The sequence below is a fragment of the uncultured Capnocytophaga sp. genome, assembly GCF_938029845.1.
Classification (GTDB): domain Bacteria; phylum Bacteroidota; class Bacteroidia; order Flavobacteriales; family Flavobacteriaceae; genus Capnocytophaga.
Genome location: NZ_CALHGG010000027.1, coordinates 1 through 25,830 on the forward strand (window position 1 = coordinate 1; position 25,830 = coordinate 25,830).

General features: G+C 42.9%; 17 protein-coding genes. 7 read left to right on the plus strand and 10 right to left on the minus strand.

What is annotated here, in order from left to right; translation table 11 throughout:
- Nucleotides 1–172: 172 nt before the first annotated feature.
- The 5 genes from sprA to Q0625_RS01965 all read right to left on the minus strand — a co-directional run bounded on the left by sprA (nucleotide 173) and on the right by Q0625_RS01965 (nucleotide 10,263).
- Complete coding sequence (sprA, locus tag Q0625_RS01945) at nucleotides 173–7,255, minus strand: cell surface protein SprA (protein ID WP_298823212.1); 7,083 nt, start codon at nucleotides 7,253–7,255, stop codon at nucleotides 173–175.
- A gap of 5 nt (nucleotides 7,256–7,260) precedes the next feature.
- Nucleotides 7,261–7,848 (minus strand): Holliday junction branch migration protein RuvA, encoded by a 588-nt coding sequence (gene ruvA, locus Q0625_RS01950; RefSeq protein ID WP_298823213.1) that lies wholly within the window; start codon nucleotides 7,846–7,848, stop codon nucleotides 7,261–7,263.
- 392 nt (nucleotides 7,849–8,240) lie between these two features.
- Nucleotides 8,241–8,591 (minus strand): 4Fe-4S dicluster domain-containing protein, encoded by a 351-nt coding sequence (locus Q0625_RS01955; RefSeq protein WP_298823214.1) that lies wholly within the window; start codon nucleotides 8,589–8,591, stop codon nucleotides 8,241–8,243.
- A gap of 381 nt (nucleotides 8,592–8,972) precedes the next feature.
- Nucleotides 8,973–9,446 (minus strand): 6,7-dimethyl-8-ribityllumazine synthase, encoded by a 474-nt coding sequence (ribH, locus tag Q0625_RS01960; RefSeq protein WP_298823215.1) that lies wholly within the window; start codon nucleotides 9,444–9,446, stop codon nucleotides 8,973–8,975.
- 1 nt (nucleotide 9,447) lies between these two features.
- Nucleotides 9,448–10,263: a tetratricopeptide repeat protein gene (locus Q0625_RS01965; RefSeq protein ID WP_298823216.1), complete on the minus strand. Its 816-nt coding sequence runs from the start codon at nucleotides 10,261–10,263 to the stop codon at nucleotides 9,448–9,450.
- Nucleotides 10,264–10,376: 113 nt separating this feature from the next.
- Here Q0625_RS01965 and Q0625_RS01970 point away from each other — a divergent pair, with 113 nt between their 5' ends.
- The 3 genes from Q0625_RS01970 to rpmF all read left to right on the plus strand — a co-directional run bounded on the left by Q0625_RS01970 (nucleotide 10,377) and on the right by rpmF (nucleotide 12,287).
- Nucleotides 10,377–11,456, plus strand: a complete 1,080-nt coding sequence (locus Q0625_RS01970) for a DNA replication/repair protein RecF (protein ID WP_298823217.1) — start codon at nucleotides 10,377–10,379, stop codon at nucleotides 11,454–11,456.
- A 72-nt stretch (nucleotides 11,457–11,528) separates the two neighbouring features.
- Nucleotides 11,529–12,068: a DUF177 domain-containing protein gene (locus Q0625_RS01975; protein WP_298823218.1), complete on the plus strand. Its 540-nt coding sequence runs from the start codon at nucleotides 11,529–11,531 to the stop codon at nucleotides 12,066–12,068.
- 12 nt (nucleotides 12,069–12,080) lie between these two features.
- A complete protein-coding gene (gene rpmF, locus Q0625_RS01980) occupies nucleotides 12,081–12,287 on the plus strand; it encodes a 50S ribosomal protein L32 (protein WP_298823219.1) in 207 nt (68 codons plus the stop codon).
- A gap of 273 nt (nucleotides 12,288–12,560) precedes the next feature.
- Here the strand turns inward: rpmF and Q0625_RS01985 are convergent, their stop codons facing one another.
- The gene (locus Q0625_RS01985) at nucleotides 12,561–13,538 is read right to left on the minus strand and encodes a pyruvate dehydrogenase complex E1 component subunit beta (RefSeq protein ID WP_298823220.1); all 978 of its coding nucleotides are present in this window, start codon (nucleotides 13,536–13,538) and stop codon (nucleotides 12,561–12,563) included.
- A gap of 114 nt (nucleotides 13,539–13,652) precedes the next feature.
- A complete protein-coding gene (locus Q0625_RS01990; protein ID WP_298823221.1) occupies nucleotides 13,653–14,780 on the minus strand; it encodes a DegT/DnrJ/EryC1/StrS family aminotransferase in 1,128 nt (375 codons plus the stop codon).
- A 159-nt stretch (nucleotides 14,781–14,939) separates the two neighbouring features.
- Between Q0625_RS01990 and Q0625_RS01995 the strand changes: the two genes are divergently transcribed.
- From Q0625_RS01995 to Q0625_RS02010, 4 genes are all read left to right on the plus strand, one after another.
- Nucleotides 14,940–15,266: a hypothetical protein gene (locus tag Q0625_RS01995; protein ID WP_298823222.1), complete on the plus strand. Its 327-nt coding sequence runs from the start codon at nucleotides 14,940–14,942 to the stop codon at nucleotides 15,264–15,266.
- 248 nt (nucleotides 15,267–15,514) lie between these two features.
- Nucleotides 15,515–16,597 carry a hypothetical protein gene (locus Q0625_RS02000; protein WP_298823223.1) on the plus strand — a complete coding sequence of 361 codons (1,083 nt, stop codon included), beginning with the start codon at nucleotides 15,515–15,517 and terminating at the stop codon, nucleotides 16,595–16,597.
- A gap of 28 nt (nucleotides 16,598–16,625) precedes the next feature.
- Entirely contained in the window at nucleotides 16,626–17,717 is a 1,092-nt protein-coding gene (locus tag Q0625_RS02005) for a DPP IV N-terminal domain-containing protein (RefSeq protein WP_298823224.1), read from the plus strand.
- A gap of 32 nt (nucleotides 17,718–17,749) precedes the next feature.
- Nucleotides 17,750–18,841: a hypothetical protein gene (locus Q0625_RS02010; protein ID WP_298823225.1), complete on the plus strand. Its 1,092-nt coding sequence runs from the start codon at nucleotides 17,750–17,752 to the stop codon at nucleotides 18,839–18,841.
- A 73-nt stretch (nucleotides 18,842–18,914) separates the two neighbouring features.
- On the opposite strand, the gene Q0625_RS02015 is transcribed toward Q0625_RS02010, so the two are convergent.
- From Q0625_RS02015 to Q0625_RS02025, 3 genes are all read right to left on the minus strand, one after another.
- A complete protein-coding gene (locus Q0625_RS02015; RefSeq protein WP_298823226.1) occupies nucleotides 18,915–22,556 on the minus strand; it encodes a reprolysin-like metallopeptidase in 3,642 nt (1,213 codons plus the stop codon).
- Between the two features lie 287 nt (nucleotides 22,557–22,843).
- Nucleotides 22,844–25,366: a reprolysin-like metallopeptidase gene (locus tag Q0625_RS02020; protein ID WP_298823227.1), complete on the minus strand. Its 2,523-nt coding sequence runs from the start codon at nucleotides 25,364–25,366 to the stop codon at nucleotides 22,844–22,846.
- 21 nt (nucleotides 25,367–25,387) lie between these two features.
- Nucleotides 25,388–25,822, minus strand: a complete 435-nt coding sequence (locus Q0625_RS02025; protein WP_298823228.1) for a DUF417 family protein — start codon at nucleotides 25,820–25,822, stop codon at nucleotides 25,388–25,390.
- Nucleotides 25,823–25,830: the final 8 nt, after the last annotated feature.

Here is a 25,830-nt window from a genome sequence, read left to right on the forward strand (position 1 = left end):
AAAAATATCTGTATAATCTAATTCGTTAAGACGCAATAAATTGCGTCTCTACGGAAGACTATGCTAATCAGAATTTATCTTAGCTAGAACCTATATAGAGACGCAATTTATATTTCAACTCTTTAGCTAGGTAAAAAGTATTCACTTTACTTTTTACCTTTTACTTTTTTCTTTAATTAAACGTATATCTCACGGTAATTCCCGTACGTATGGTTGTCATAGGGAAAGAGGTAGAGATCGCGTACTTAGAGAAGGAATAATCAAAATAGAAGATTCCCGATAGGTTCTTGGAGAACGAGTAATCTGCCGTGAAACGACCGAGCCAAGAGGTCTGTCCATTGGTTACTTGGTTGTCATTGAGCTCCATATTTCGGATTACGGTAAAGTCGCTACGTAGGGCTATATCTGCCTTAAGGTTTAGGTCGCTCTTGATGATCACATCACGCCCATTGAAGCGGGAAGCGAAACTGATATCCTTGATACGATAACCCAAGCCTAATCGATATTCACGGCGCATAAGCTCAGTCAAATAATTATTGTCCAAACTGATAGAAATTGTCCTATCGCGGCGTATTTCCCCCATCACACTCAGAGAGTTCTGCAACTCTGCATCTATACGAATTAGCGGAGAGAACTGCTCTACAAGGTTCACATTGGTGAAGAGCTTTTCGTTGCGGAAATTACCCCCTTGGTCTAACTGATCTGGGTTTTTGCTATATTCCAAATTGGTACGGAAATCACTCAGCGCATAGCTAGCACGGTAACCATGAGTAAGGGAGAAGCGGCGGAAAGCATTCTTGAAGCTATCTAGGCGCATCAGTCCCGAATAACGCACTGTCCAAGCAGGGATAGGAATAGTACGGAAAGCCCCTAAGGATACGCCTTCGGCATCACGACCTGTATAAGCCGCATAGAAAGCTGGCATCATCACCGCTTGGTTGTTCTTACCATACCCTTTAGGGAAGCCATCAGCATCAAGGTTGTTAGGGTCAGAGAGGTTAATACCTCTCTGTGCCGCCAAACGTCTTGCGATGGTAAGCCTATTGTCCTTGAATTTCTGGAATGCCTTAGAACTATACTCATCCGATGCCATGAAAGAGGTCAATATCATATTATCAGAAATCATAAAGTTCCCTGTGGTATTGCCTATCAGCGGATTATAATATCCTGCTATGGCATTGAAGGTCTCTTCAAAGTTATCTATATACTCCCGATCGGCCTTGAGGTCTATCTGGAGATCGTTGGCAGGCTGTAAGCTAGCCGTTAGGTTAAGCGTCTTGTTAGTTGAGCGTATAAACTGCTCATTGAAATCTGCAAAATCTGTAAGCCAACCACGTCGGCCTGCTTCATAGCGAATATCATCTTGCCAACCGAAAACAAACGGCAACGATGGCTTGGAGGTACCAAAGAAACCTATCTGAGGCAAGTAACCAGGAAGCATAGAGCCGTTGGTCTCCGTATAGCTCACTCCAATACGCTTGATCATAGTAGCAAAGCGCAATAGGTGATCCTTAGCTGTCGATTTTTGACCTAGACCTTTGTTCTTCACTCCCAAAGAGGAGTAGAAACGGTCAAAAGTCATATTGGCAGTGAAATTGTGAGTATTGGCATTCTGTACTTTATTGATTTGCTGATTCGCCACTTGGGTAAGTGCTTCGGAACCACGTTGCCAATCAAAATCACCTGTATAAGAATAAGAAGCCTTAACAAAGGACAAGAAAGGCAATTTGTCCAAAGGCAACTCATAATTGAGCTTGAAGGCCGACATGAAGTGATTAGGAGTTCCTTGATTCCAGAAATCATGCCATAGGGTAAGCTCCTTATTCAGCTCTCGCTCACCTATATTATTATAACGGTAATAGTTACGTATAATATTGCTATTGGTCACATCATAGCTTACCTTAAGTGATTTGGTCAATGAATAGTTGATACCATATTGCCAATCAAAGAGGTAGTTACGTTGTTGTAACTCAGGAAGTGGCACTTGGGAACTAGGATTTACTCCAAGCGGATACACCTCACGGAAGCGTTGGCGTGCAAAGGCGCGCGTAATGGTAGGCCCTATATAGATGTTATTTGGCAAGATATTGAAATTCACCTCCGAAAGCCACTTGAGGTACTTACTAGCGCTCACCTGCTGGTTATTCTTGAACGGAGTCCATTTCTTTTGTTCAAAGGCATGCGCATAGAGTGCCCCTGTACGTACATTCTGTTCCCTCTGGCTTTCTATTTCAAAATCATGGTGATCCATCTGGTTGTAGGCATAGTTCAGCGTAAAGTTCTCTATGGAATAAACTTTGGCTTTCTCGCCCTCACCAAGATTCTTCTTCACCCCAATAAGGCTGATACCTCGTCTAAGGGTATAGTCTTCTGCTTGTTCCTTGATAAGGTCTTTCTGTGCCTGTGTCTGTGCCGCAGCGATACGATCCTTCAGCTTGATATCCTCATACTGAGGGTCATACTCAGGAGTTGCTACCGTAGAAGAACGATTCAGACCTATAGGCATTTGTACATTCCACTTCTTAGGGAAGAGCTTACCTGCGTTGATATTCATCATGGCATCGAGCTGTTTTACTTCCTCTCGGCTACGCTCATTGGGTTTCTGCTCTACCGTACCGAAGCCTACTGTACTGATTTTTCCTGTAACAGACATATCCATGAAGTCTGCCGCATTGAGATCCACAGCCGCAATACCTGCCCAGCCTCCTTTGTTTTCCAATTCGGCCATACGTAATTCATTGAACCATACTTCCCCACAGAGGTGATTGCTTGTTACGTTCTTAACCCCTACCATAATAATTTGTATATCGGCAAGTGATGGATTTCCCTTAATTGCATAGCGGTTTTGCCCTACTACATGTGGAGTAGTAGCAGGTGAGGCTATATGGTTCAGCGCGGCATCATAATAGGTAAGGTTTGCCAAGTTGCCACTATTGATACCCTTGGCTTTGATTTGGGTAAGGGCTTCCATAGGGATATCAAAACTATTTTGTGAAGGCCAAATACCTTCAGCCAAGTAGGCTCCTGCTGGAGTTACTCGCAAAGGCAATTCTACCTGATAGAAGTTTTCCGATAGGTCAGACCCTAAGCGAATGAAAGCTACCAACTCACCATCGGAAAGGGATTGGTTCTTATGCCGCTCTGCATGGACAAACATCTTGATACGCTTGTATTGACGCAAGTCTGCATTGAGATTCTTATATACCCCACGAGCATCACGTGGTGCCAAGTCGCATACAGTATAGGAAAGGGATTGTTCGTTTTGGCTGACGATAGTATTATTTTGGTTGATTTGCTCACGATATACCCCAGGAGGCATACGATAAGGAATAGGCTGGCGGGTACCATTCTCTATAAGGTTCACTGAACCTATCTCGGTACTAGTTCCTGCATCAGGAGCAGAAAGGTCATCCTTGAGGGATTTGGTATAGTGTCGCCAATCACCACGCACCAAGTCCAAGGTACCAAAGCGAAGTACCACCTCAGAAGCAAAACCTGTGAGGTACATACGTATATGAGTTACAGAGCGAAGGTCGCCCCCTCCTCCATACTCGCGCCTATTGGCATCTTTGATAGGGATTTTATACTGTATCCAGCGGGCAAAAACAGGCTGACCATCAGGGGTTTCGGAATATACTTCCTTGATATCGCTCACATAGCGGTCAGTGCGCTGTACATTACCATGAATAGGTACACGGTACTCATAGTAGCTATTAACGGTACTCATGGTATTATCCCTATTCACATCCTCCGTATCAGGGTTAAGCGTGGAGGCTTGGTTACTACCTGACACAGGTGAGTTGCCCTGAGTACCATTATAATTATAGTATCGGCTGAGTATACCTCCTGAACGGGAAAGGTAATACTCATAGTTATCCATAGCAGGGTCATTAGGTGAATCCACAAGGTTGTTGGCATAGATAGCGCGCTCCTGCTCATCGGTGAGCCCGTCCAAACCTATATCCTGCAAGGCTCGATTCTCTGTATTGGCATCGAAGGCATAGAGCAATGACTGAGATACAGGTGTTTTACCCCAAGCAGTAGTATGCGTAGGCGACTGTATGGACAAACCTGGCAAGCCGTTTTCATACTGCTTACGGCCGTCTTTGAGAATATCCTCAGAGATATTACCCAAGTCAAACACCAATTCTCCTGTTGCTGAAGGATTAAATTCACCTGAGGTATAAGGATCTAATACCCAGAATTGTATGTATTCTATATTGTTTTCTTCAAAGTTGGTAGCCGAGATACCACGCATGATACCTCCCCACTTATCAGTAGCTGAGAGGCTAGACATCGCCTGTGGGTTGTTGTTATAGGAACCTTTCACATTAGGATAATAAGCCAAATCCAAGGTGTTCTGTACCAACAAATCTCCTTGAGCCAATTCTCTTTCTGGGAAAATCTCTTTTACATAGATACGGCGAGTACTATTCTTGGAAATCTCCGAAGCACTTACATCACCAGGCTTGTTATTACCATAGAAGACAGGGTCAATGCTATACCAAGCCAACTTAGCACGTCCATAGCCATTCTTAAGGTTGTCCGCATCTTCAGGGGCATTTCCATAGAGGGTCTGGTTGGGGTAGCTTCCTTGACCGAACCTTAGTGGCGTACTAGCCAATGACCACGAACGCATACCACGAATATCCACAGTAGTTTGAGCAGCCTCAAAGTCATCTAAGTAAGCCGTTGCCTCTCCATCAAAATCGGAACTGCTAGGACTACTAGGACGCAAGAAAGCCATCTCTCCACGTACCGATAGGTTGGAAGCCACATCACTCTGCAAGGATGGCACCTTATTGAGCAAGCGAGTAAGGAAAGGAAGCTCCGTAGAGTAGCTACCTCCAAAACCGAAGATGGTATTATTCACAGGCTCTTGTCCATAATTAGCTTTCTGTGTATAAGGACGCTCACGCATGTTGATCAGCGAGGTACCCACTACAAACTTGTCACTGAACTTATGTTCTACATTCACTCCTATGAAGCGACGACTCTGTCCTCCGAAAATAAGGTTATTCTCCACAGATACCTGTATAGGCAAGTTGGAGTTTTCTATGGTTGGGTCTATGATCTGTACGGTACCTTGTTGGTAATTAACGGTATAGTCTATTCCTTCTTGTAGGATACGTCCGCCCACTGTTACACGTACGGAACCACGGGGCACATTGTAGGCTCCCAAGGAAATGCCTCGTCCTCCCTTGGACTTATAACGCCCTTTGAGGGTGAATTTGTTCCTTTCGGCATCTTCCAACGCCTTGGCTTTAATATCAGTATAGAGCGATCGGAATACATATTTTTTCTGGTTGGCATTCCAAGCGGTAGAACTAGGCTGGTAGGCGTTAGGGTCATTGTATTGGCTACCTCCTCCAAGCTTGTCATAGAGGTACTTCCCAAAAGGCTCTACCTTGGTGAAAATAATCTTCCCATATTCAGGGTCTATGGTGATACCATCGACAAAGTCAAAGAAACCATCCCCTCCGTTTTCAGGATCATTGTAAGCGTTGAGCCTATCAAAATTAAACAACTGAAGAAGTATCTTGCGCGTAAGTTCTCTATTCCATGTAGCCTCATCCACAGGCACTATGTAATTCACTGGAGAAGGATCATTATAGAAGATATTCATGCGGAAGTTTTCAGGATTGATCTGTACCGCATTAAGGGAATATACGTTTTTCATCATCAGGTTCCAGATAGGATCCCCTGTAACCAAACGATTACTCTTAAGCATCTTCAGCACCAAACAGTTGTTGGTGATCTTGTTCTGCCCTGCTATATAGGTATTGGTAGTGGCTGAGATACCATCGTTGGCAAACTCCCCTACCTGATATACATTCCCTTCGTAGGTATATTGGTAGGCAACGGCCAATATTTCATCATTATTAAGTCGCTGACTGAGAGAGATATAACCTAACTGTTTATTCACCTTAAAGTCACGACCCTCTTCCAACTTTTGTGCGTTCTCTAGTACTGCATAGTCAAAGCCTTCATTGACCAATGACGACATAGAGCCAAAGCCTGAACGAACAGTAGCCACATCACGGATTTCCTTGGTAAGCACTGATTGGGAGGAACCTATATGGGTAGGGTCATACTTATTGGCCTCATTGGTAGGCCTATCCCCTATGGAACCACGGAAGAAACCTGCAGGAGCATTACCCGCTATACGAGTATTCTGTGACTTGGCTTCTCCTAAGTCCTGCAAGGCTACAATGTTACGAATATTGGAAGTACGATTGGAACGATTAGTCGCCCATACTTCTACACGTACAATTTGTACTTTGCTACGTATATAAGGATAGTTCTCCAAAGCCCGATCATATTGGTCTCTGAAGAACTGAGATAGAAAATAGTTACGGTTTTCATCATAGTCAAGCGCACGGATTTCGAAATCCTGCATAGTACCTCCCCCTTGAGCGGTAACTGTTTGGGACTGCGAACGCTGTTCAGAAAAAACTCCTGTTATGGTAGTGCGACCAAATTGGAGTTCTGTCTTAAGTCCGAAAAGGCTCTGAGCACCTGTGATAAGGGAGCTATTCAGTGGCAAGCTCACATTACCCAACTCTACCTTGCGTACTATATCGTCCTCATTGGGCGAATATTCGAGCTTGAATACATTCTGAAAGTCAAAAGTCGCTTGGGTATCATACATTGCATTGATAGAGAGACGAGTACCTACTTTTCCTTGTATCCCCAAGCTGATACGTTGGTCAAAGTCAATCCCATAGGAACTGCGGTATTCGGGACTTATAGAAGGGTTGTCATTCTTAGTATAACGCATACCCAAGTCAAAGGCAACATTCCCTTGAGGAATAATATCTATATTATTCCCTCCAAAGATAGACTCGAAAAGCTCCGATTTTACATAGAACTCTGGGAGCAAATCCCTTTGAGCATTGTTGGGTGTTTGTCCTTGAGCTGTCGGCTGCATAGCCTTGGATTTCTCTCTGAAATACAAGCCCATACGCTCACGAATAACAAGGTTCTCGTACTCTTGGGGAGTAAGGAAAATAGGGGTAGAGATATCGTACTCTCCTACCTTTTCGCTATACACATATTTGTCCAAGGTCGCATTATACTTGTATTTGCGTGAGATTCTGTCAGAATCTTTCAATAACAAACGGCGCAAGGAACGACTGGTCTTAATCGTATCCTTCGCCTTTTCTTGTGCGGTATCCTTTTCTTGTGCAAAGCCCTCAAAAGCATGAAGTATGAAGAAAAAGAAAAATAACTTTATAAATAATTTCCCGTTCATCTTGATTACAATTGTTTTAAGGCTTGTTTGATAAGCTGTTCTACGGAAAGTTCTTCTGTGGATTTTGAGAGGATTTTTCCTACTACTCCCTCAGCAGTTTTTCTAGGATAACCCAGTACTTCCAAGGCAGCCAAGGCCTCTTCCTTATAGGGTTGTCCTTGTGGCAGTGTAGGTAAGGTAGGATCTTCAGAGAGTTTGAGTACCTTCTCCCTAAGATCTAGTATAATACGTTGTGCTGTCTTAGCTCCTATTCCCTTAGCTGACTGTATAGTACGTACTTCATTGTTGATAATAGCACTACGTAGTTGCGCAGGAGAAAGAGAGGAGAGCATCACTCGTGCTGTACTTGCACCCACCCCCGATACGGAGATAAGCAGCGTAAAAAGTTCCCTTTCCTGCTTGTCAAAGAAGCCAAAAAGAGTATGCGCATCTTCCTTCACTTGCAAATAGGTATACACTTTTATTTGTTCATTATCAGGAAGTTGCGAAAATGTATTCAAAGAAATATTCACCCAGTAGCCTACGCCATTACAGTCTATAACTAAGTAAGTAGGCGTTTTCTCCACCAAGCGACCTTGCAGGTGTGTTATCATAGTTTTTTGCGTTGTTTATTCTTCTGCGTTTAGCAAGCAATATTCGTAATTTTTCTTGAGACTAGAAACACCTTTAGGAAAAAAATAACAGACCAAAAATAGTTAATAGCGAATAGTGAATAACTAATAAAGCGAATCGATAGTTAAAATATCATTCAATAACTGTCTAAGATGCAATAAATTGCATCTCTACTCATACGCTGGCTAAGACAAATACTGATAAGCACAGTCTTCCGTAGAGACGCAATTTATTGCGTCTTAACGAATTGGACTATACAATTGTTTTTCTATCCCTTCACTGGCGCGAGCTTGCAGCTCGTGCCTTAATCACCAAAGCTACTTTTCATTCTTCACCCACATACCCAGCTCCAAGTATTCGCTGGCTTTGCTTCTCACTCTTGATGTAGGAATGCTTTCTTCTGCAAGAGTTCTTCTTCGGTTTCTTTATGGTTTTCATCAGGAATACAGCAATCTACAGGGCATACAGCTGCGCACTGTGGTTCCTCGTGAAAGCCCAAGCATTCAGTACATTTGTCAGGTACTATATAATAATAGTCATCACTAATAGGTTTCTGCACCTCATCGGCATTGACATGTTTTCCATTAGGTAGGACAACATTTCCTCTAAGTTTTGTCCCATCACTGTAACGCCAATCATCAGCGCCCTCATATATTGCATTGTTAGGGCATTCAGGTTCGCAAGCCCCACAATTGATACAATCATCTGTAATAATAATAGCCATTTTTTTATTTTTTAGTAATAAATTAATGTTCAATTCTCCGTAGGGGTAGTAGGGGCAAACTGCCATTTGTCCTTCTCAAAAGGTACTCCCCTTCATTTGCCCTTACCTTAATTCTGGGGCAAAGATACGACTTTTCTATGAGTTTTCATTTGAGATATGAAGAATTAATAGGAATATAGAATTTCAGACAGATCAGCCACTAGTCATTGGCAAATCGGCAAATCAACAAATTGACAAATCAACAAATCGGCAAATCGGCAAATCGACAAATCGACAAATTGGCAAATTGACAAATTGACAAATCGACAAATTGTCTCATTAAAAAAGGGTTACAAGATTCAGATAAACCCTATAACCCTCTATTTGTATAAATTTCTATTTCTATAAATCAATCATCTTAATAGCGGTAATAGCAGCTTCTATACCTTTATTACCATGTTTGCCCCCACTCCTATCTATAGACTGTTGCAAAGTATTATCCGTAAGCAAACAGAAAATCACAGGAATGGACTGGGTAGCATTCAAGTAGGCAATCCCTTGGGTAACTCCTTGACAGACAAAGTCAAAGTGCTTTGTTTCCCCTTGTATTACACAACCTATTACAATAATAGCATCTACCTTGCGCTCAAGCATACGCTTAGCACCATTGACAAGCTCAAAGGCACCTGGCACACTCCACTGAAGGATATTCTCTGGGAGTACCCCACAATCCAAGAGTGTTTCCACCGCTCCTTTGCGCATATTTTCGGTAATCATTCCATTCCATTGGGAGGTGATAATACCGACAGACTTACCCTTCACCTGAGGAAGAGTTGCCTTATCATAGGTAGAGAGGTTCTTATTCTCGGTAGCCATATTATAAGTTCATAAGTGCTTGTACTTGACTGATCTGTACATCCACAGAAGCTGCCTCTTCGGATTTAGGATAATCGGATTTGATGCGTTCCAAATAAGTCAAGGCTTCCTTGTAGTTCTTTTGATCTTGAGCTACTTGTGCCGCTTTATTTAGGTAAATAGGAGCAGTGAGTGCGTTATCACTCTTATCTATTGCCTTTTTGTAGTAATCCAGCGCATCATTAGGCTGGTTAAGGGCTACGAAAGCATCTCCTATATTCCCCAAAGCCAAAGCGCTAAGAATAGGATCTGAAGAGGAGAACTTATCCAAATGAGTTACCGCTTCCTTGTATTTGTTCAGTTGCAAATAAGCCATACCGGCAGAGTAGTAAGCTACATTCCCTGCTTTGCTAGAGCCATAATCCTTGATAATCTTCAAAAAGCCAGCATGGGTCTTATCCCCATTAAGGGAAAGAGTGAAGAGGGAGTCTCTAGCAGCAGTTGTATTAGCATCAAGAGCTTCATTGAATACATTTTGAGCAAAGGAAAGATGCTCTGAGATTTCCTTCTCACGAGGTTCGCTTACAAACTGCTTGTAAAACATATAACCTAACCCCACTACCACTACTGCAACAATCGCAAGGAGAATAGTACGCTGATGTTTTATTACCCATTCCTCGGTCTTATTTGCCTTTTCATCTAAGGTTTGGAAAACCTCTGCGGTAGTACTTTCATGTGACAATTGCTCGCTACTAACCTCATTAGTAGCTTCTTCTTGTTGTCTTTCTTTCTTTGTCTGTCGGCTTGGACGATAGTTATTCTTCTTGTAAACTGACATAAATTTTTTGCTTTAAAAAGATTTTGCAAAAATAAAATTTTTATTTGTAATAGAGGGTGTTTTTCTCAAGAATTTTTAATAATTTGCACGAGTTTTTGTAAGCCCCTTTTTTGATGTACCTAAAACAACTTTATATACTGAATTTCAAAAACTTAGAAAATAAAGAATTCTCTTTTTCCCCTCAACTGAATTGCTTTGTTGGCGACAATGGGATAGGAAAGACCAATTCCTTGGACGCTATTTACCACTTAGGAATGACCAAAAGCTACTTTTCCTCGAGTGCTTTGCACAATATTCGCCTAGGAGAAGACTTCTATTTGATAGAGGGTACTTTCCTCAAGGATAGCCGAGAGGAGCAAGTGGTCTGTAGTGTAAAAAAGGGACAAAAAAAGGTCATCAAGCGTAATGGCAAGCTCTATGACAAACTCTCCGAACATATCGGTGCCTTCCCCATTGTGATTGTCTCCCCTGCCGACCGAGACCTCATCCATGAGGGAAGCGAGGCACGCCGTAAGTTCTTGGACGGCATGCTCTCACAAGTGCGACCTCACTATTTGCAGGCACTGCTCAGGTACAACCAAGCACTCACCCAACGCAATAGCTTGCTCAAGCTCATGCATGAACGAGCCTATTTTGACCCTGATACCATTGCCATCTATGATGAGCAACTTGCCCTATATGGCAAGCAATTGTTTGAAGAGCGCAAGACCTTTTTGGAGGAATTCCTCCCTATCTTCCAAAAACAATACGAGGTTATCTCTCAAGGAAAAGAACAGGTAAGCATACGCTATCTTAGCTCTCTTGAAGGACAGAATTTCAAGCAGTTACTCGCCCAGAGCCTCCCTCAGGACAGAGTAGCTCAATACACTACCATAGGAATACACAAGGATGATTTGGCCTTTACCATAAGTGAACAACCCGTCAAGAAGTTTGCTAGCCAAGGTCAGCAAAAATCCTTCCTTATTGCCTTGAAGTTAGCCCAATTTTACAGCATCTATGCGCATGCCAAAGTAGCTCCCATACTCCTATTGGACGACATCTTTGACAAGCTCGATAGCAAGCGTGTGGGACAGCTCCTCCAGATCGTTACTCAGCCCCCCTTCTCACAGGTATTCCTAAGTGATACCGACAAGGAACGCACCGAACAGATTGTCAAGGAGATTACCCCCGAATATCAGATTTTTACACTCTAAAAATTTATTCCTCAAATATTTTTGTGTAATTAAAAAAATTCCTATATTTGCACCCTCAAACTGCATATAAGAATGAAAGAAAAAAAACGCGACTTAAAAGCGTATGATATTCACTTTGCAGGACTAAAAGATGGAGAACATCTCTTTGAATATCAGATAAATAACCACTTTTTTGAGTTGTTTGATTATCATGAATTCAATGAGGTTTCCCAGCGGGTAAGTGTCCGCTTACAGAAGAAAAGTACCCTCATGGAACTACACTTCCTAAGCCAAGGCACTGTCAATGTCAATTGTGATATTACTGATGAGCCTTTTGACCTCCCCACTGAATCCTCCTTAAACTTAGTGGTGAAATTCGGGGAGACCTATAATGATGATAACGACGAGTTGCTTATCCTCCCTCAAGGTGAACACACCCTTTCAGTAGCACAGTACATTTATGAAATGATTGTACTCTCTGTACCTGCCAAACGTATCAATACGCAGGCTACAAACCTTTCTGAGGTGTTAGACACTATTGATTCTTTTAGCCCCAAAGAGCTTGAAGTTGCAGCTGATGATTCCCAGACAGATCCGCGCTGGGACGAATTAAGAAAATTGTTGAACAAATAAAAAAATAGAAAAATGGCACATCCCAAACGAAGACAATCCTCTACCAGAAGAGACAAAAGAAGAACTCATGACACTGCTGTAGTTCCTCAAATAGCTAAAGACCCAACTACTGGAGAACTACACCTTTACCACAGAGCACACTGGTTCGAAGGCAAACTATACTATCGTGGCCAAGTCCTCATTGATGCTACTGCTGGCAATGAAACCGCTGCAAGCTAAAAAGAACAATACATTATATAAATAAAAGGTAAAAAGTAAAGCAATACTTTTTACCTTTTTTATTTTTTAAAATGAGTGGATACTACCAATACCACAATATATCTCCCCACATTAAGAAAATGACACTTCTCTACATTAATACGTAATACATCTACCTACATTAAGACGCAATAAATTGCGTCTCTACACAAGCGCCAGCCAATACAAATCCTTGTTTAGCATAGTCTTCCGTAGAGACGCAATTTATTGCATCTTATCATTTGTCACTAGTCACTATTTATAAAGTACCTTCTTCACTGCTTTGATTACATCTTGAGCGTTAGGCAACCATTCTTGCAAAAGAGCAGGTGAATAAGGCGCAGGAGTATCTGCTGTAGTGATACGTTGGATAGGAGCATCCAAGTAATCAAAAATATGTTCTTGTACTTGGTAAGTAATTTCAGAAGATACACTACCAAATGGCCATGCTTCTTCAAGAATTACCAAGCGGTTAGTTTTCTTCACAGAAGTAAAGATAGCTTCCCAGTCCATAGGACGAATGGTACGGATATCTATAACCTCACACTCGATACCTTCTTTGGCAAGGGTTTCAGCAGCTGCAAGAGCTTCTTTGATAATCTTTCCAAAAGAAACGATAGTTACATCCTTTCCTGCACGCTTGATATCGGCCACTCCTAGTGGAATAGTGTATTCTTCTTCTGGTACTTCTCCCTTGTCTCCGTACATTTGTTCAGATTCCATGAAGATAACAGGATCATTATCACGAATAGCGGATTTGAGCAATCCCTTAGCATCGTAAGGAGTAGAAGGTACTACCACCTTAAGACCTGGGCAGTTAGCAAACCAATTCTCAAAAGCCTGTGAGTGCGTAGCTCCTAATTGTCCAGCAGAGGCAGTAGGCCCACGGAATACAATAGGAATATTGATCTGTCCACCTGACATTTGGCGCATCTTAGCCGCATTGGAGATGATTTGGTCCATGGCTACCAAAGAGAAGTTAAAGGTCATAAACTCAATGATGGGGCGGCAACCATTCATAGCTGAACCTACACCAATACCTGAAAATCCACTCTCTGCAATAGGAGTATCTATAATACGCTTAGGGCCAAATTCGTCCAACATTCCTTTGGAAGCTTTGTAGGCACCGTTATACTCAGCTACCTCTTCTCCCATCAAATAAATAGAAGGATCACGACGCATCTCTTCACTCATTGCCTCGCAAATAGCTTCTCTGAATTGTATTGTTCTCATTATTTTTATTTTTAGTTTTTTACTATCAGTGATTAGTGATTAGCAGTTAGTCTCTATTCACTTTTCATTATTGATTTTTTTCTTGTTAGGTGCAAAATTACATATTTTTTTACTTTATACAAAATCAACAATCAATTTTGTGATAAAATTTATTTGCTCCTCATCCAATTCCGTGTGCATAGGCAGCGAAAGCACTTCCTGTACCAGCTGATTGGTAACAGGAAAGTCAGCTTCTTTATATCTAATGTCTGTATATGCTTTTTGCTGATGCAATGGTATAGGGTAGTAAATTCCGAAAGGCACTCCCTGTGCTGAGAGATGTTCCGCCAAGGCATCACGCTTACCATTGGTGATACGTATGGTGTATTGGTGAAACACATGAGCTGTATCTCCTTCAGGAATCTCAGGAGTAATGATATTCGGGTTGGCTTGCAACCTTTCTGAATACATACGGGCAAAGCTACGACGCTTCTTGTTATAGGTATCCAAGTGAGGTAGTTTTGCACGCAATACACATGCTTGTAAGGAATCCAAACGTGAATTGACTCCTACCACATCATGGTGATAACGTACATACATACCATGATTTACAATACCACGTAGTGTATGTGCCAGCGCATCATCGTTAGTGAAAATAGCTCCTCCATCTCCATAACAACCTAAGTTCTTGGAGGGGAAGAAACTCGTCGCCCCTACCTGTCCTATGGTGCCAAGTTTCTGCTTGTGACCATCACTCCAAGTATAGTCAGCCCCTATTGCCTGTGCATTATCCTCTATCACAAAAAGGTTGTGCTCTTTGGCTATCTGCATAATTGCTTCCATATTGGCAGGACGACCATATAGGTGAACAGGAACGATTGCTTTAGTCTTAGGCGTAATCGCTTTCTTAATCACCTCTACATCTATATTGAAGGTATTAGGCTCCACATCTACCAGTACAGGGGTAAGCCCCAAGAGAGCTATTACCTCCACAGTAGCAGCAAAGGTAAAATCGGCGGTGATTACCTCATCACCCGCCTTTAGGCCTAAGCCCATCATGGCTATCTGGAGCGCATCGGTACCATTGGCACAAGGAATCACATGTTTTACCTGTAAGTATTGTTCCAATTCCTTTTGTAGTGCGTGTACTTGTGGACCATTGATAAAGGCTGCACTGGACAATACCTCCTCAAAAGATTGCTCTATTTGTGCTTTCAAGGGCGCATATTGCCCTTGCAAATCCACCATTTGAATTTTCTTCATGGTATTGGTTATTTATCGCCTGCAAAGGTACAAAATAATGATTAATGATTAATGATTAATGATTATTTTTTTTGTATTAAGGGTTATAGGGATTTGGTACAATTTTCGTGCTCAAGTATGAAGAATAATTTGTACCTTTGTACTCAAAATAAGAATCTTATGGCTTACATAATCACAATAGACAGTAACAGCAACATCGCGAAAAATCTTATACAGTATATAAAAACATTTGATTTTGTTACTGTTACAGACGAATCTACTAAGAAAGCCCCTACCAAAACAAAAGCTAAAACAGGACTTAAAAAAACTACTTTTTCCCAAGAGGTTTTGGAAGCTGCTGAAAAACTCAAAATGACCCCAGCTGAAATTGCAGAAGCTGCTAAAAAATATCGTATGACTCCTGATGATTATGCACTTAGCATGGTACTTTCTGATGAAATCAATGGTAATATATCACAGCGTTTGAGAGAAAAATTTAACCTTTAATTCTCCATTCAGAAGAAGAAATGATTGCCAATACCTACAAGAAAAAACCTAAGAAATAACATACTCCCTCATTTAGAGAGATAAGAATTATAGAGTTTTAGCTGAATTTCTTTATTGCTTTAACTCTTTATTTCTTAAACTCTACAATCTTTCGTTCTTACAATCCTAAACTATTGTTAATCATTGATTATTAAGGAATTATATTTTATACTTTTGCGCCATATATGAATTTGTAATACTTAATGATCATGAAAAAATTTATCTTTTCAACGCTCATTACCTCTGTTTTACTCTTCTGTGCTTGCTCCAAAGACGAGGACAAAAGTAGTGGAGGTACAGGTTCTCTAGGCGTTACAGGAAGTACGCTTTACTTTGCTTTTGGCGGTGAGTATAATGCCTATAACCTTCAGCAGTCCCGCTATATAGAGCGTTTTGGTACTACTGACGCTTTAGGAAAAATAGACATCTCATGGGATAACAAACGTATCTTAGCTGGCTACGAACGCCTTTCCTTCAGTGATTATGGAGGACATTGGCTCACTTTTTCTTACCGCCCGCTCCCTTCTTTGAGCAAAGAGGTACTCGCTACCCGCGAAGAAGTTACTCAACAGAATATCTCCACTTGCCACTATAACTATACTGAAATTGCACAAGGAAGAAGAGCTGGATGCTTCCTCTCTCCTAATGAAAAATACATTGCGATTGACTCCAAATCAGTAACAGGTGCCACTGACCACCCTGTAACGATCATCAACCGTGAGACAGGAGCGGAAGTGGATAGCTTTGCTATTGAAAACTACCGCCCTAGTGAGGTCTTTATCATCGGGTGGACTGCCGATAATTCCTTAGTGATGGGCGTAGAAAACATCATCTTTAAAGTTAGTGAGGCAAAGAATTGGGCTATTGAGGAGCTAACACGCCTTCCTTTTAATTTTTTCCATATAACCATAAATCCCCAAGGAACACAACTGGCTTTTCGTCGTGAAGACAAACATATTTGGGTATATGACCTCGTCCAAAAGAAAGCATCCCAAGTAACCACCAGCGATGTAGAGATGACCACCGCCCCCAGTGCCCTCTATTCGGGAGGAGAATCTAACCCTACCTTTTCGCCTGACGGCAAGTATATAGCCCTTTTAGGACAAGCACGCGCTTCATTCACACCCAACTGGATGCGACTTGGTGGTACTCTTAGCCTATCCGATATACTGATTCTTGTTAGCAACGATGGTACCCTCCACAACTTAGACAAGGAAAACGATGGCAAGACTTTTTATCCTAAGGACGGAGATACGCCTATCTTCTCCAGTGGAAGTGTCATTTGGAGATAACTTTGTTAAACCTTAATTCCTTTTTATCATGAAGAAACTTATTTTTTCGGCTCTTGTAGCCACTGTAGTATGTATTTCCTCTTGCTCCAAAGAAGGTGATGGAGGAGGTAGTAGCAATGGACTCCCTGGTACACTCTATGTGGATTTCGCTACTGATGGTATTCAGTCCTATAACTTCTCTAATGGAAAGCTCAGCAAGGTTATCAAGACCATGAATGGAGCAGGTATCACAGGGTGCGATATCACCTATGGAAGTAGCGAAATAGCGATTTCAGTAGGTATTGTTCCTTTGTCGGTAGGAGTAGTACAAGATACACAGACCTTCCTACTCCGGCCTTGGGACGGCAAAAATGCACAATTTTCCTATAAAGAAGTGCCACAAACGGGCAATATCTTTTCTTTCACTTGGACTCACCCTACCAAAGAGTTCTACAGAGAATGTATTATCCGACTTTCTCCTAACAAAAAATATATAGCTGTGGACAGCAACTATTGGGAAGAACGCGGTGTGCTTTTGTTTAATACCCAAACTGGTAAGCTCATAGCCGACTTCACCAAGGGGCTTACCCGCGACGATTTGAGCTACCAAAGCACCCCTGTATGGACAGAAAACAACGAGATGTACAGCGCTATCAAGGGTGTCCTCTATCGCTGGAAGGAGGCATACGGAGACCGTGTAGAAGAAGTACTTACGCTCAACGAAGGCAAAGGTGCCAGCTATGTAACCGTAAATCCACAGGGTACTCGTGTGGCTTTTCGTTATAAAAAACATCTTTGGGTACAGAATATAGACGGCAGCGACCTACACCAAGTAACGACTTCTGAAATAAAAGATTTTAAATACGAAGGTGAATACCACCCTGTATTCTCCCCCGATGGCAAGTATATTGCCCTGGTAGGATCGGCCAGAATTGGAGGTAGCTGGACTGACTATGACCCTCTACAACCCCGATTTGGAGGTACTGTGGTAGTAGGCAATGGCTACGGCTATGTATTTGTAATTCGTGATGACGGCAAACTCTATGATCTTGAAAACGACAAAAGTGGCTTTATCGTACTACGTAAGGAGGGAGAAAAAAGTGGCGTTCCCTCTTACTTCAGCGGTATGATGTGGCGGTAATGGTCAATGATTAATGTTTAATGACTAATTCTATGAAAAAACTGATTCTTTCGGCTTTTATAGCCACAGCATTATTCATTTCCTCTTGTTCCAAAGATGGAGATGGTGGAGGCGGCAATAACAGTGGACTCCCTGGTACGCTCTATGTAGATTTTGCCACTGATGGTATCCAATCTTACAACTTCTCTAATGGCAAGCTCAGCAAGGTTACCAAAACAATGAATGGCCCTGGTATTACAGGTTGCGATATTACCTATGGTAGCAAGGAAATAGCACTGGCTATCAGTACCGACCCCTCACGAGGCATTCAAGATACCCAAACTTTCTTGTTGCGACCTTTGGATGGTGACTATGTATGGTTTGCCTATGATAAACTGCCAAAAACAGGCAATACCTTCTCATTTAGCTTTACCTATGAGCCTCAGGAATTCTACAAGAGATGTATCATTCGCCTCTCTCCTAATAAGAAATTCATTGCGGTTGATTCCTATCACTGGGACGAGCGTGGGGTGCTCTTACTCAATACTGAGACAGGTAAGCTCATAGCTGACTTTACTGAGGGGCTCACCCGCGATGATTTGAGCTACCAAAGCACCCCTGTATGGACACTGAATAATGAGATGTATAGTGCCATCAAGGGGGTATTATACCGCTGGAAGGAGGCATACGGAAACCGTGTAGAAAAAGTACTTACACTCAACGAAGGCAAAGGCGCCAGCTATGTAACTGTAAATCCACAAGGTACTCGTGTAGCTTTTCGCTATAACAAACATCTTTGGGTACAGAACATAGATGGTAGCAACTTGCACCAAATAACCACTTCTCAGCTCACAGGGTCTGATAAGGCGGATGGTGAATATCACCCTGTATTCTCCCCCGATGGAAAGTATATTGCTTTTGTAGGGGCTCCAAGCGTTGGTCGTGGTTGGACAGACTATGATCCCTTGCAACCCAGCTACGGAGGGGTGCATGTAACAGGTGGTTCCTATGGCTATGTGTTTGTCATTCGTGATGATGGCAAACTCTATGACCTCGAAAACGACAAAAGTGGCTTTATCGTCCTACGCCAAGGAGGAGGCATACATGGGGTACCCTCTTACTTCAGCGGGATGATGTGGAGGTAATTATAAAGAAATTAAGGTAATAAGGTAAAAAGTAAAGACCTAATAGGTGCTTTTACTTTTTACCTTTTACTTTTTATTTTAGGTAAAGGAATCCTTTCTTTAGTTGTTTTTCTCCATGTTGGGTATAGTTCATTATATAGAAATAAGTTCCTGAAGGAAGACGTTGACCTCTTCCCACTACACCACTTACATTAGCATAGCCTAGGAATAGCTCTCCATTGTTCTGATAATGAGCACTCTCATAGACTACTAAGCCCATTTCGTTAAAGATAAGCAACTCTATAGGAGTATTAGGATCCGTATTTTCTACTTTAAAATAGTTTTCACCTCCCCCCTCTACAGAAACACCATTATATACCACTACCTCTAATTGTGGCACAGCATCTGGGGTAGGCTCGGGTGTTGGCACTGGCTTTGGCTCAGGTGTGGGCGCTGGCTTGGGTTCCGGTGTAGGCGCTGGCTTTGGCTCCGGAGTAGGCGTTGGCTTGGGTTCCGGTGTAGGCGCTGGCTTTGGCTCGGGTGTGGGTGCTGGCTTGGGTTCCGGTATGGGCGCTGGCTTGGGCTCAGGTGTGGGCGCTGGCTTGGGTTCCGGAGTCGGCGCTGGCTTAGGTTCCGGTGTGGGTGCTGGCTTTGGTTCCGGTGTAGGCGCTGGCTTTGGTTCCGGAGTAGGTGCTGGCTTTGGTTCCGGAGTAGGCGCTGGCTTGGGTTCCGGAGTCGGCATTGGCTTGGGTTCCGGAGTAGGCGCTGGCTTGGGTTCCGGAGTAGGCGCTGGCTTAGGCTCGGGTGTGGGTGCTGGCTTGGGTTCCGGAGTAGGCGTTGGCTTGGGTTCCGGAGTAGGCGCTGGCTTGGGTTCCGGTGTGGGCGCTGGCTTGGGTTCCGGTGTGGGTGCTGGCTTAGGTTCCGGTGTAGGCACTGGCTTAGGTTCCGGTGTAGGCACTGGCTTTGGCTCTGGAGTAGGCTCGGGTGTTGGCGCTGGCTTGGGTTCCGGAGTAGGTGCTGGCTTAGGTTCCGGAGTAGGCGCTGGCTTGGGTTCCGGTGTTGGCACTGGCTTTGGCTCCGGTGTGGGTGCTGGCTTAGGTTCCGGTGTAGGCACTGGCTTTGGCTCGGGTGTTGGCGTTGGTTTCTCGTCTGCTTTGGGGTCAATGGTAATAATCTGTTCATAACGATTTTCATTATGAGCAGCATCTTCAGCAAACCATACATTGCGTTCTCCTATCTTTTTACCTTGTTTGTCATAGATAGGTTCAGAACTTGAGGAAACATCTACTCGAGAATCACAATTATCTGTAGCTGTAAGGGTAGGTTTGAAAGGTATTTCACTCTCATCCTTTACGGTTAGGTTGGGGGGATAGGATGAAAATTCGGGACGCTGGGTGTCTTTCAAGAAAATTTGCTGAACATGACGGATAGCGGGGGCATCAGTCGCATAAGCCGTCCATACTCGGGTGAGCTTGTAGGCTTCTTTATCGCCTTCGGTCATTTCTTCCTCGTATTCTATCTCAACTGAATCACTGCCTTCTGCTTGCAACGTAGCTTTAGGAGGAATCTCCCCTCGGCATTGTACATGTATATCTTGGGGAAGATCTCCTACAAAATGTAGGGTCTTGGTAGGTATTTCCTTTTCAAAATAGATATATTGGACAAAAGTAGCTTTGTTTTTACATTTATCGGTAGCTACCCAACGGCGCAGTATATAGTCGGGATGTGTTTCTTCTGAAAAAGAAACCTCTGCTTTTTTGTTCCTACATTCACCATGATCAGATTTGGCTGTTACCTCTGCTCTTTCAGGTATTTCCGTCCTTTTTACGGTAATGATAGGTTTAGGCAAATTATAGAAGATGATACTCGAACTCAACATATCCAGCGTATAGGGCTTATCTGGATAGACTGCATAAGCTATATGATCCAGTACTTCTATCTTGAAGGTACCTCCCACAAAACCAGCATACTTGCCCTTTGCTTTTGCTTGAGGGAAAATCACGGTTGCCTGGCCACTATTGGGGACTCCTTCTGCTAAGACATAGTCATAGGTCTTTCCCTCGTTATCTGAGAAAAGAATACGTACCTTACTATCGGGAGCAAATAGCTTCTTATCTACATTCCAGTGCAGGGTAACATTCTCTCCTCGCTTATATCTAACTGATCTGCTTTCTCCTATAATACTTGTAATCCTAAAAGGCGTTCCTTCTGTTATTTGTACTTTGGTCTGATACACATCATAGAGAGGCGTATGAGGCTTGCCCGCTTTATAAGCTCCTATGGAACCATCACATACCCCTAACCAAAAAGTAAAGTCCCCTGTTTCGTATTCATTAGTGAATTTGTAAGGAACTTCTTTCCATTCATTTGTACTTTTATCCTTAGTATATGGACGATAGAAAGCAATTTTATTATTCGTAGTAGGACGGTCAGAAGGGAAACGTGCCTTACCAAACACTTTAAAATCAGCCTGATGCGCCATATAAAATAAGGGGTCTCCATCGGGATCACTCGCTTCTATGGTAAATTGGAAATAAGTATTAGGAGGCAAGGTATAGCTTTTTTTGAGTTTGCTACGGTCAATCATCGGTGCCTTGTTATCAGAGGGTTCCCCATAAGGGATATTGGGCTGAGGAAGACCCACGAGCTGGGTACGTGCCTTATCGGCATAATAGGCATCATGCAGATTGGTACGATTATGAATGGTATAGATAGAAGGCAAGGAAAAATAAGTGCCATAAGGGTCATTGATATAACTCATAATAGAGTTACCCCTATCGGGTTCGGTAAAGGAAGAGGCAGTAGCTCCTCCTATGGTAAAGGTATGTGCGGAACCCAATAGGTGTCCAAGTTCATGGAGAATGATATAAAACTCCTCATTGGCCACACAACCTCCCTTGAGCTTACCTGTAATCTCTCCCAGATGTGCCAATCCTCGATTGTCCTTATATACAGAAAAGACAATACCTGCATCGTAATTCTCCTCTCCTATAAGTTTATTAAACGCATCTGTAGCCGTATTTACAACGGTACGTACCAGCGGCTTATCGGGATAGACTTCTTTTTCCTTAGTATCTCGGATGAGGCGTGCATCATCTACTAATTCAAATTGGTAACCCAACTCCCGTCCACATACCTCATTAAGTTTAGTTTGTACATCGGTCATAAAGGCCTTGACCAGTTCCATACGTCCCCGACAGTGCCCTTTGTAAAAGCTATAATCTATCAGCATGGCCAAACGGAAAGTCCTCAGTACATGCACATTATACAGTACTCGTTTGTCCTCAGAAGGAAGCGATTCTTCCGCCAAGATAGTACCAGGAGCCAGACGCATAGGCAGCATTGCCCGCTGAGAGGTTGCTCCATTGGCACAAGCCTCACAGGAGGTATGCAACTCTTGTGGGCTTACCTTAAGCTGCCCCTTGTCATCTGAGAGGGAATAAGTATGTCCGTTCTGCCATACCTCTCCCGATAAAGTAGTGTCATTCATAGAGATACTACCAGAAAACACCCCTTCATGATAGGCTACAAAACTGCGATACCCCTCAGAGGAAAGTGTATTGTGTCGTTCCACCCACTCCAAAGGAAGACTTCCCTGAGGGGTGGGTACTGCCCACTGCAAATGAGTGGCTTTGGAGAAATGTGCTATGACAGCACTCGTTTTCTCTTGACCATAGAGCGCTGAAAAACAATACCCTATAAGCAACCAAAAACTAAAACTATGAACTGTTTTCACAACAAATATTTTTGTTAATAATGAATTATCAATGTAAATCAATAGTTAAAACATTATTAGCTAACTATCTAAGAAGCAATTTATTGCGTCTTGATGAATTGGACTATACAAATTGTTTTTCTACTATTGATTTGCGTTATCAATAATGAATGTTCAGAGATATAAATCACTTTACTTTTTACCCATATACTCAAGCTCTAAGTATTCGCTTGGCTTTACTTTTTACCTTTTACTCACATACCCAAGCCCCATGTATTCGTTTTGCTTTACTTTTTACCTTTTATCTTTTATTTTAGGTAAAGGTATCCCTTTCTTGTCTCCTGTTTTCCGTTATGAGTATAGGAAAGTATATAGAAATAAGTACCTGAGGGGAGGCTCTGACCGCTGGTGATAACACCTTTTACATTGGCATAGCCTCGGAATATGTCTCCATTTTGTTGATAATCCGCATTTTCATAAACTATCAAGCCCATTTCGTTAAAAATAATCACCTTTATAGGTGTATTGGGATCGGTATTTTCTACTTTAAAATAGTTTTCACCTCCACTTTCTATAGAAACCGCATTATATATTATAATTTCTTGAGAATCAGGTGTCGGCGCAGGTTTAGGTGATGGCTCGGGAGTCGGTGCAGGGTTGGGTGCTGGCTCGGGAGTCGGTACAGGTTTAGGCGTTGGCTCGGGTGTCGGTGCTGGCTTGGGTGCTGGCTTGGGAGTCGGTACGGGGTTAGGCGTTGGCTCAGGAGTCGGTGCGGGGTTAGGCGTTGGCTCGGGAGTCGGTGCGGGGTTAGGCGTTGGCTCGGGAGTCGGTGCAGGTTTAGGAGTTGGTGCGGGCTTGGGCGTTGGCTCAGGGGTTGGTGCGGGCTTGGGCGTTGGCTCAGGGGTTGGTGCTGGCTTGGGCGTTGGCTCTGGAGTCGGTGCAGGTTTGGGCGATGGCTCGGGTGTCGGCGCAGGTTTGGGTGCTGGCTCGGGTGTCGGTGCGGGTTTAGGAGTCGGTACAGGTTTAGGTGCTGGCTCGGGAGTCGGCGCAGGTTTGGGTGCTGGCTCGGGAACTGGCGCAGGGTTAGGCGTTGGCTCGGGAGTCGGTGCAGGTTTAGGTGATGGCTCGGGTGTTGGTGCGGGTTCTTGTTTTTTAGGATTGATAGTAATCACTTGAGTATGGATAGCCTGATTGCCACAAGAGTCAGTAGCAAGCCATTGATAAGTGATTTTTGTGAGTTTGCCCTCATTTCTTTCCTCCGTTACTGAAGGGGTTACTGTAGGAATACTACAAGGACCTACCGCTCTAAGTGTAGCTTGAGTAGGAAGGGGCTGCCCCTCCTCTATGGTTATATCCTGAGGTAAAGGAGTCACAAAGGCAAGTGGCAAGTCGTCCTCTTTTTCGAGGATAAATCCACCTCCTACTTTAGGGTTCTCATCGGTAACGGCAAAGGCTATATGGTCTATCACCTCTATCTTAATCACTCCTGCACCTACCTCAAGCCCTGAAGTACCATAGGACTTCTTTCCTATAGGAATATTAGGCAGGGTAACCTCATAACTACCTGTATTCTCCACTTCATCAGCTAGAAGATAAGGATAGGTCTGTCCATGGTCATCGGAGAGCAAGATACGCACCTTAGTCCCTTCAAAAATAGGTTTGTCCACCGACCAAGTAAGGGTAAGTTTGCTACCTCCCCTATAAGTCTTATTAGCAGTAGAGGTTGTCATTTTAAAAGGTGTTCCTTCTGTGACAGCTACTTGGGTTTCTGCCAAATCGTATTGGGTAATATAATCCGTGCCACTATGCGGCTGGGCATCACTTACGCCTAACCAAAAGGTAAAAGTACTCGTTTGCTGCTGATGAATCCAACTATTGGCTACCTCACTACCTGTGTGCTTATGGTACTGTCGCTTAAAGGCTACCGAAGGTATGGTAGTAGGTTGGGGAATGGTATATTGTGCTACGGAAGTCTCCTCGCCTAAGCGTACATCATGTTGCTCTGCCATATAATAAAGTTGCTGGCTATCGGGGTCAGTAGCAGGTATGGCAAAAGAGAAATAGGTGTCCTTCGGAAGGGTATAGCGCGGTTTTATTTGAGCCTTATCTATACGAGGCGGGGCGGAAGCAAAGGAAATATCTTTGGTACGATGTCCCGCCTGCTCACTGAGGTATCGACGAATCAACTCAATACTGGAGAGAGAAAAGAAATCCCTTGGGTTACCCGAACTCATGACTGATTGGCCTTTGTCGTATTCCGTTTTTTCACTCGCATAGTCAAAATTCATTCCACTAAAAGTATGACGTGCTCCAAATAGGTGCCCTATTTCATGAGCAATCACCTCTTTGGTAGGTACTGCTACTGCGGCCCCCTTATGCTCATTGTGATATACACCTCCAATATGGGAAAGTCCTCGCAGTACCATGCTTTTCCTATTATTTGTAAAATAGGTTACACAGATACCTATATCATAGTTCTCACTACCTATAAGGTTATTGATCGCCTCTGTAGCCAGTCCTATAATATAGCTGGCATTGTGTTGGCGCCTAAAGACTTCTTTCTCAGGATCAGTTATAATGAGTCGTTCATCCTTTACCAACTCAAAACGTACCCCAATATCTCGCATATACATTTGGTTAAGAAAGTGTTCTGTTTCTTGCCAAAACTGTTTTACCTTCTCGGTATCCTTTTCAAAAAGCCAACTGCTATACGTATTATAGGGTATATTGATTGCTAAGCGATAAACTCTTAGGGTTTGCGTATTGGCAATAGTTGGTTGTGCACTTAGCCGAGCAATCCCTAATAATAAAACACAAATAAAAAATCTCATTTTTTAGTTATTATTCAAAAACTACTTAGGTTTGTTCATACTTATCATTCCAAAGCCTAACATAGGAATATCTTTTAAGATAAAGAAATCGGTAACAGGAACTCCTTCTATATAGTAATAGGTTTTAGCAGAAGTAAAAAGAAAACTCAAAGTAATAAGAAAAGTAATCATACAACCTACAAAGGCTAATTTACGTACTATCGGAGAGAATATCCCTATTATCAGTGCTACTGCTATGGCTATCTCTATTACGCCTATGAAGTTGGAAACTCCTTGCAAACTTAAAATTTTATAAAGCCATGAGAGCAGGAAGCTATGTTCTACCAAAGGCTTAATTCCCTCTGTTTCAGTGTGTGTAAACTTGAATACACCTATCCAAAGTAGAATAGTTGCCACTCCAAAAAGACTGATGTAATACCCTATTTTGTAACATAGGGCGGTACTGCTATTTTTCATTTCTTGCG

Coding starts and splice junctions, on each gene's coding strand:
- sprA (WP_298823212.1), bottom strand. CDS start 7,255: ATGAACGGGAAATTATTTATAAAGTTATTTTTCTTTTTCTTCATACTT.
- ruvA (WP_298823213.1), bottom strand. CDS start 7,848: ATGATAACACACCTGCAAGGTCGCTTGGTGGAGAAAACGCCTACTTAC.
- Q0625_RS01955 (WP_298823214.1), bottom strand. CDS start 8,591: ATGGCTATTATTATTACAGATGATTGTATCAATTGTGGGGCTTGCGAA.
- ribH (WP_298823215.1), bottom strand. CDS start 9,446: ATGGCTACCGAGAATAAGAACCTCTCTACCTATGATAAGGCAACTCTT.
- Q0625_RS01965 (WP_298823216.1), bottom strand. CDS start 10,263: ATGTCAGTTTACAAGAAGAATAACTATCGTCCAAGCCGACAGACAAAG.
- Q0625_RS01970 (WP_298823217.1), top strand. CDS start 10,377: ATGTACCTAAAACAACTTTATATACTGAATTTCAAAAACTTAGAAAAT.
- Q0625_RS01975 (WP_298823218.1), top strand. CDS start 11,529: ATGAAAGAAAAAAAACGCGACTTAAAAGCGTATGATATTCACTTTGCA.
- rpmF (WP_298823219.1), top strand. CDS start 12,081: ATGGCACATCCCAAACGAAGACAATCCTCTACCAGAAGAGACAAAAGA.
- Q0625_RS01985 (WP_298823220.1), bottom strand. CDS start 13,538: ATGAGAACAATACAATTCAGAGAAGCTATTTGCGAGGCAATGAGTGAA.
- Q0625_RS01990 (WP_298823221.1), bottom strand. CDS start 14,780: ATGAAGAAAATTCAAATGGTGGATTTGCAAGGGCAATATGCGCCCTTG.
- Q0625_RS01995 (WP_298823222.1), top strand. CDS start 14,940: ATGGCTTACATAATCACAATAGACAGTAACAGCAACATCGCGAAAAAT.
- Q0625_RS02000 (WP_298823223.1), top strand. CDS start 15,515: ATGAAAAAATTTATCTTTTCAACGCTCATTACCTCTGTTTTACTCTTC.
- Q0625_RS02005 (WP_298823224.1), top strand. CDS start 16,626: ATGAAGAAACTTATTTTTTCGGCTCTTGTAGCCACTGTAGTATGTATT.
- Q0625_RS02010 (WP_298823225.1), top strand. CDS start 17,750: ATGAAAAAACTGATTCTTTCGGCTTTTATAGCCACAGCATTATTCATT.
- Q0625_RS02020 (WP_298823227.1), bottom strand. CDS start 25,366: ATGAGATTTTTTATTTGTGTTTTATTATTAGGGATTGCTCGGCTAAGT.
- Q0625_RS02025 (WP_298823228.1), bottom strand. CDS start 25,822: ATGAAAAATAGCAGTACCGCCCTATGTTACAAAATAGGGTATTACATC.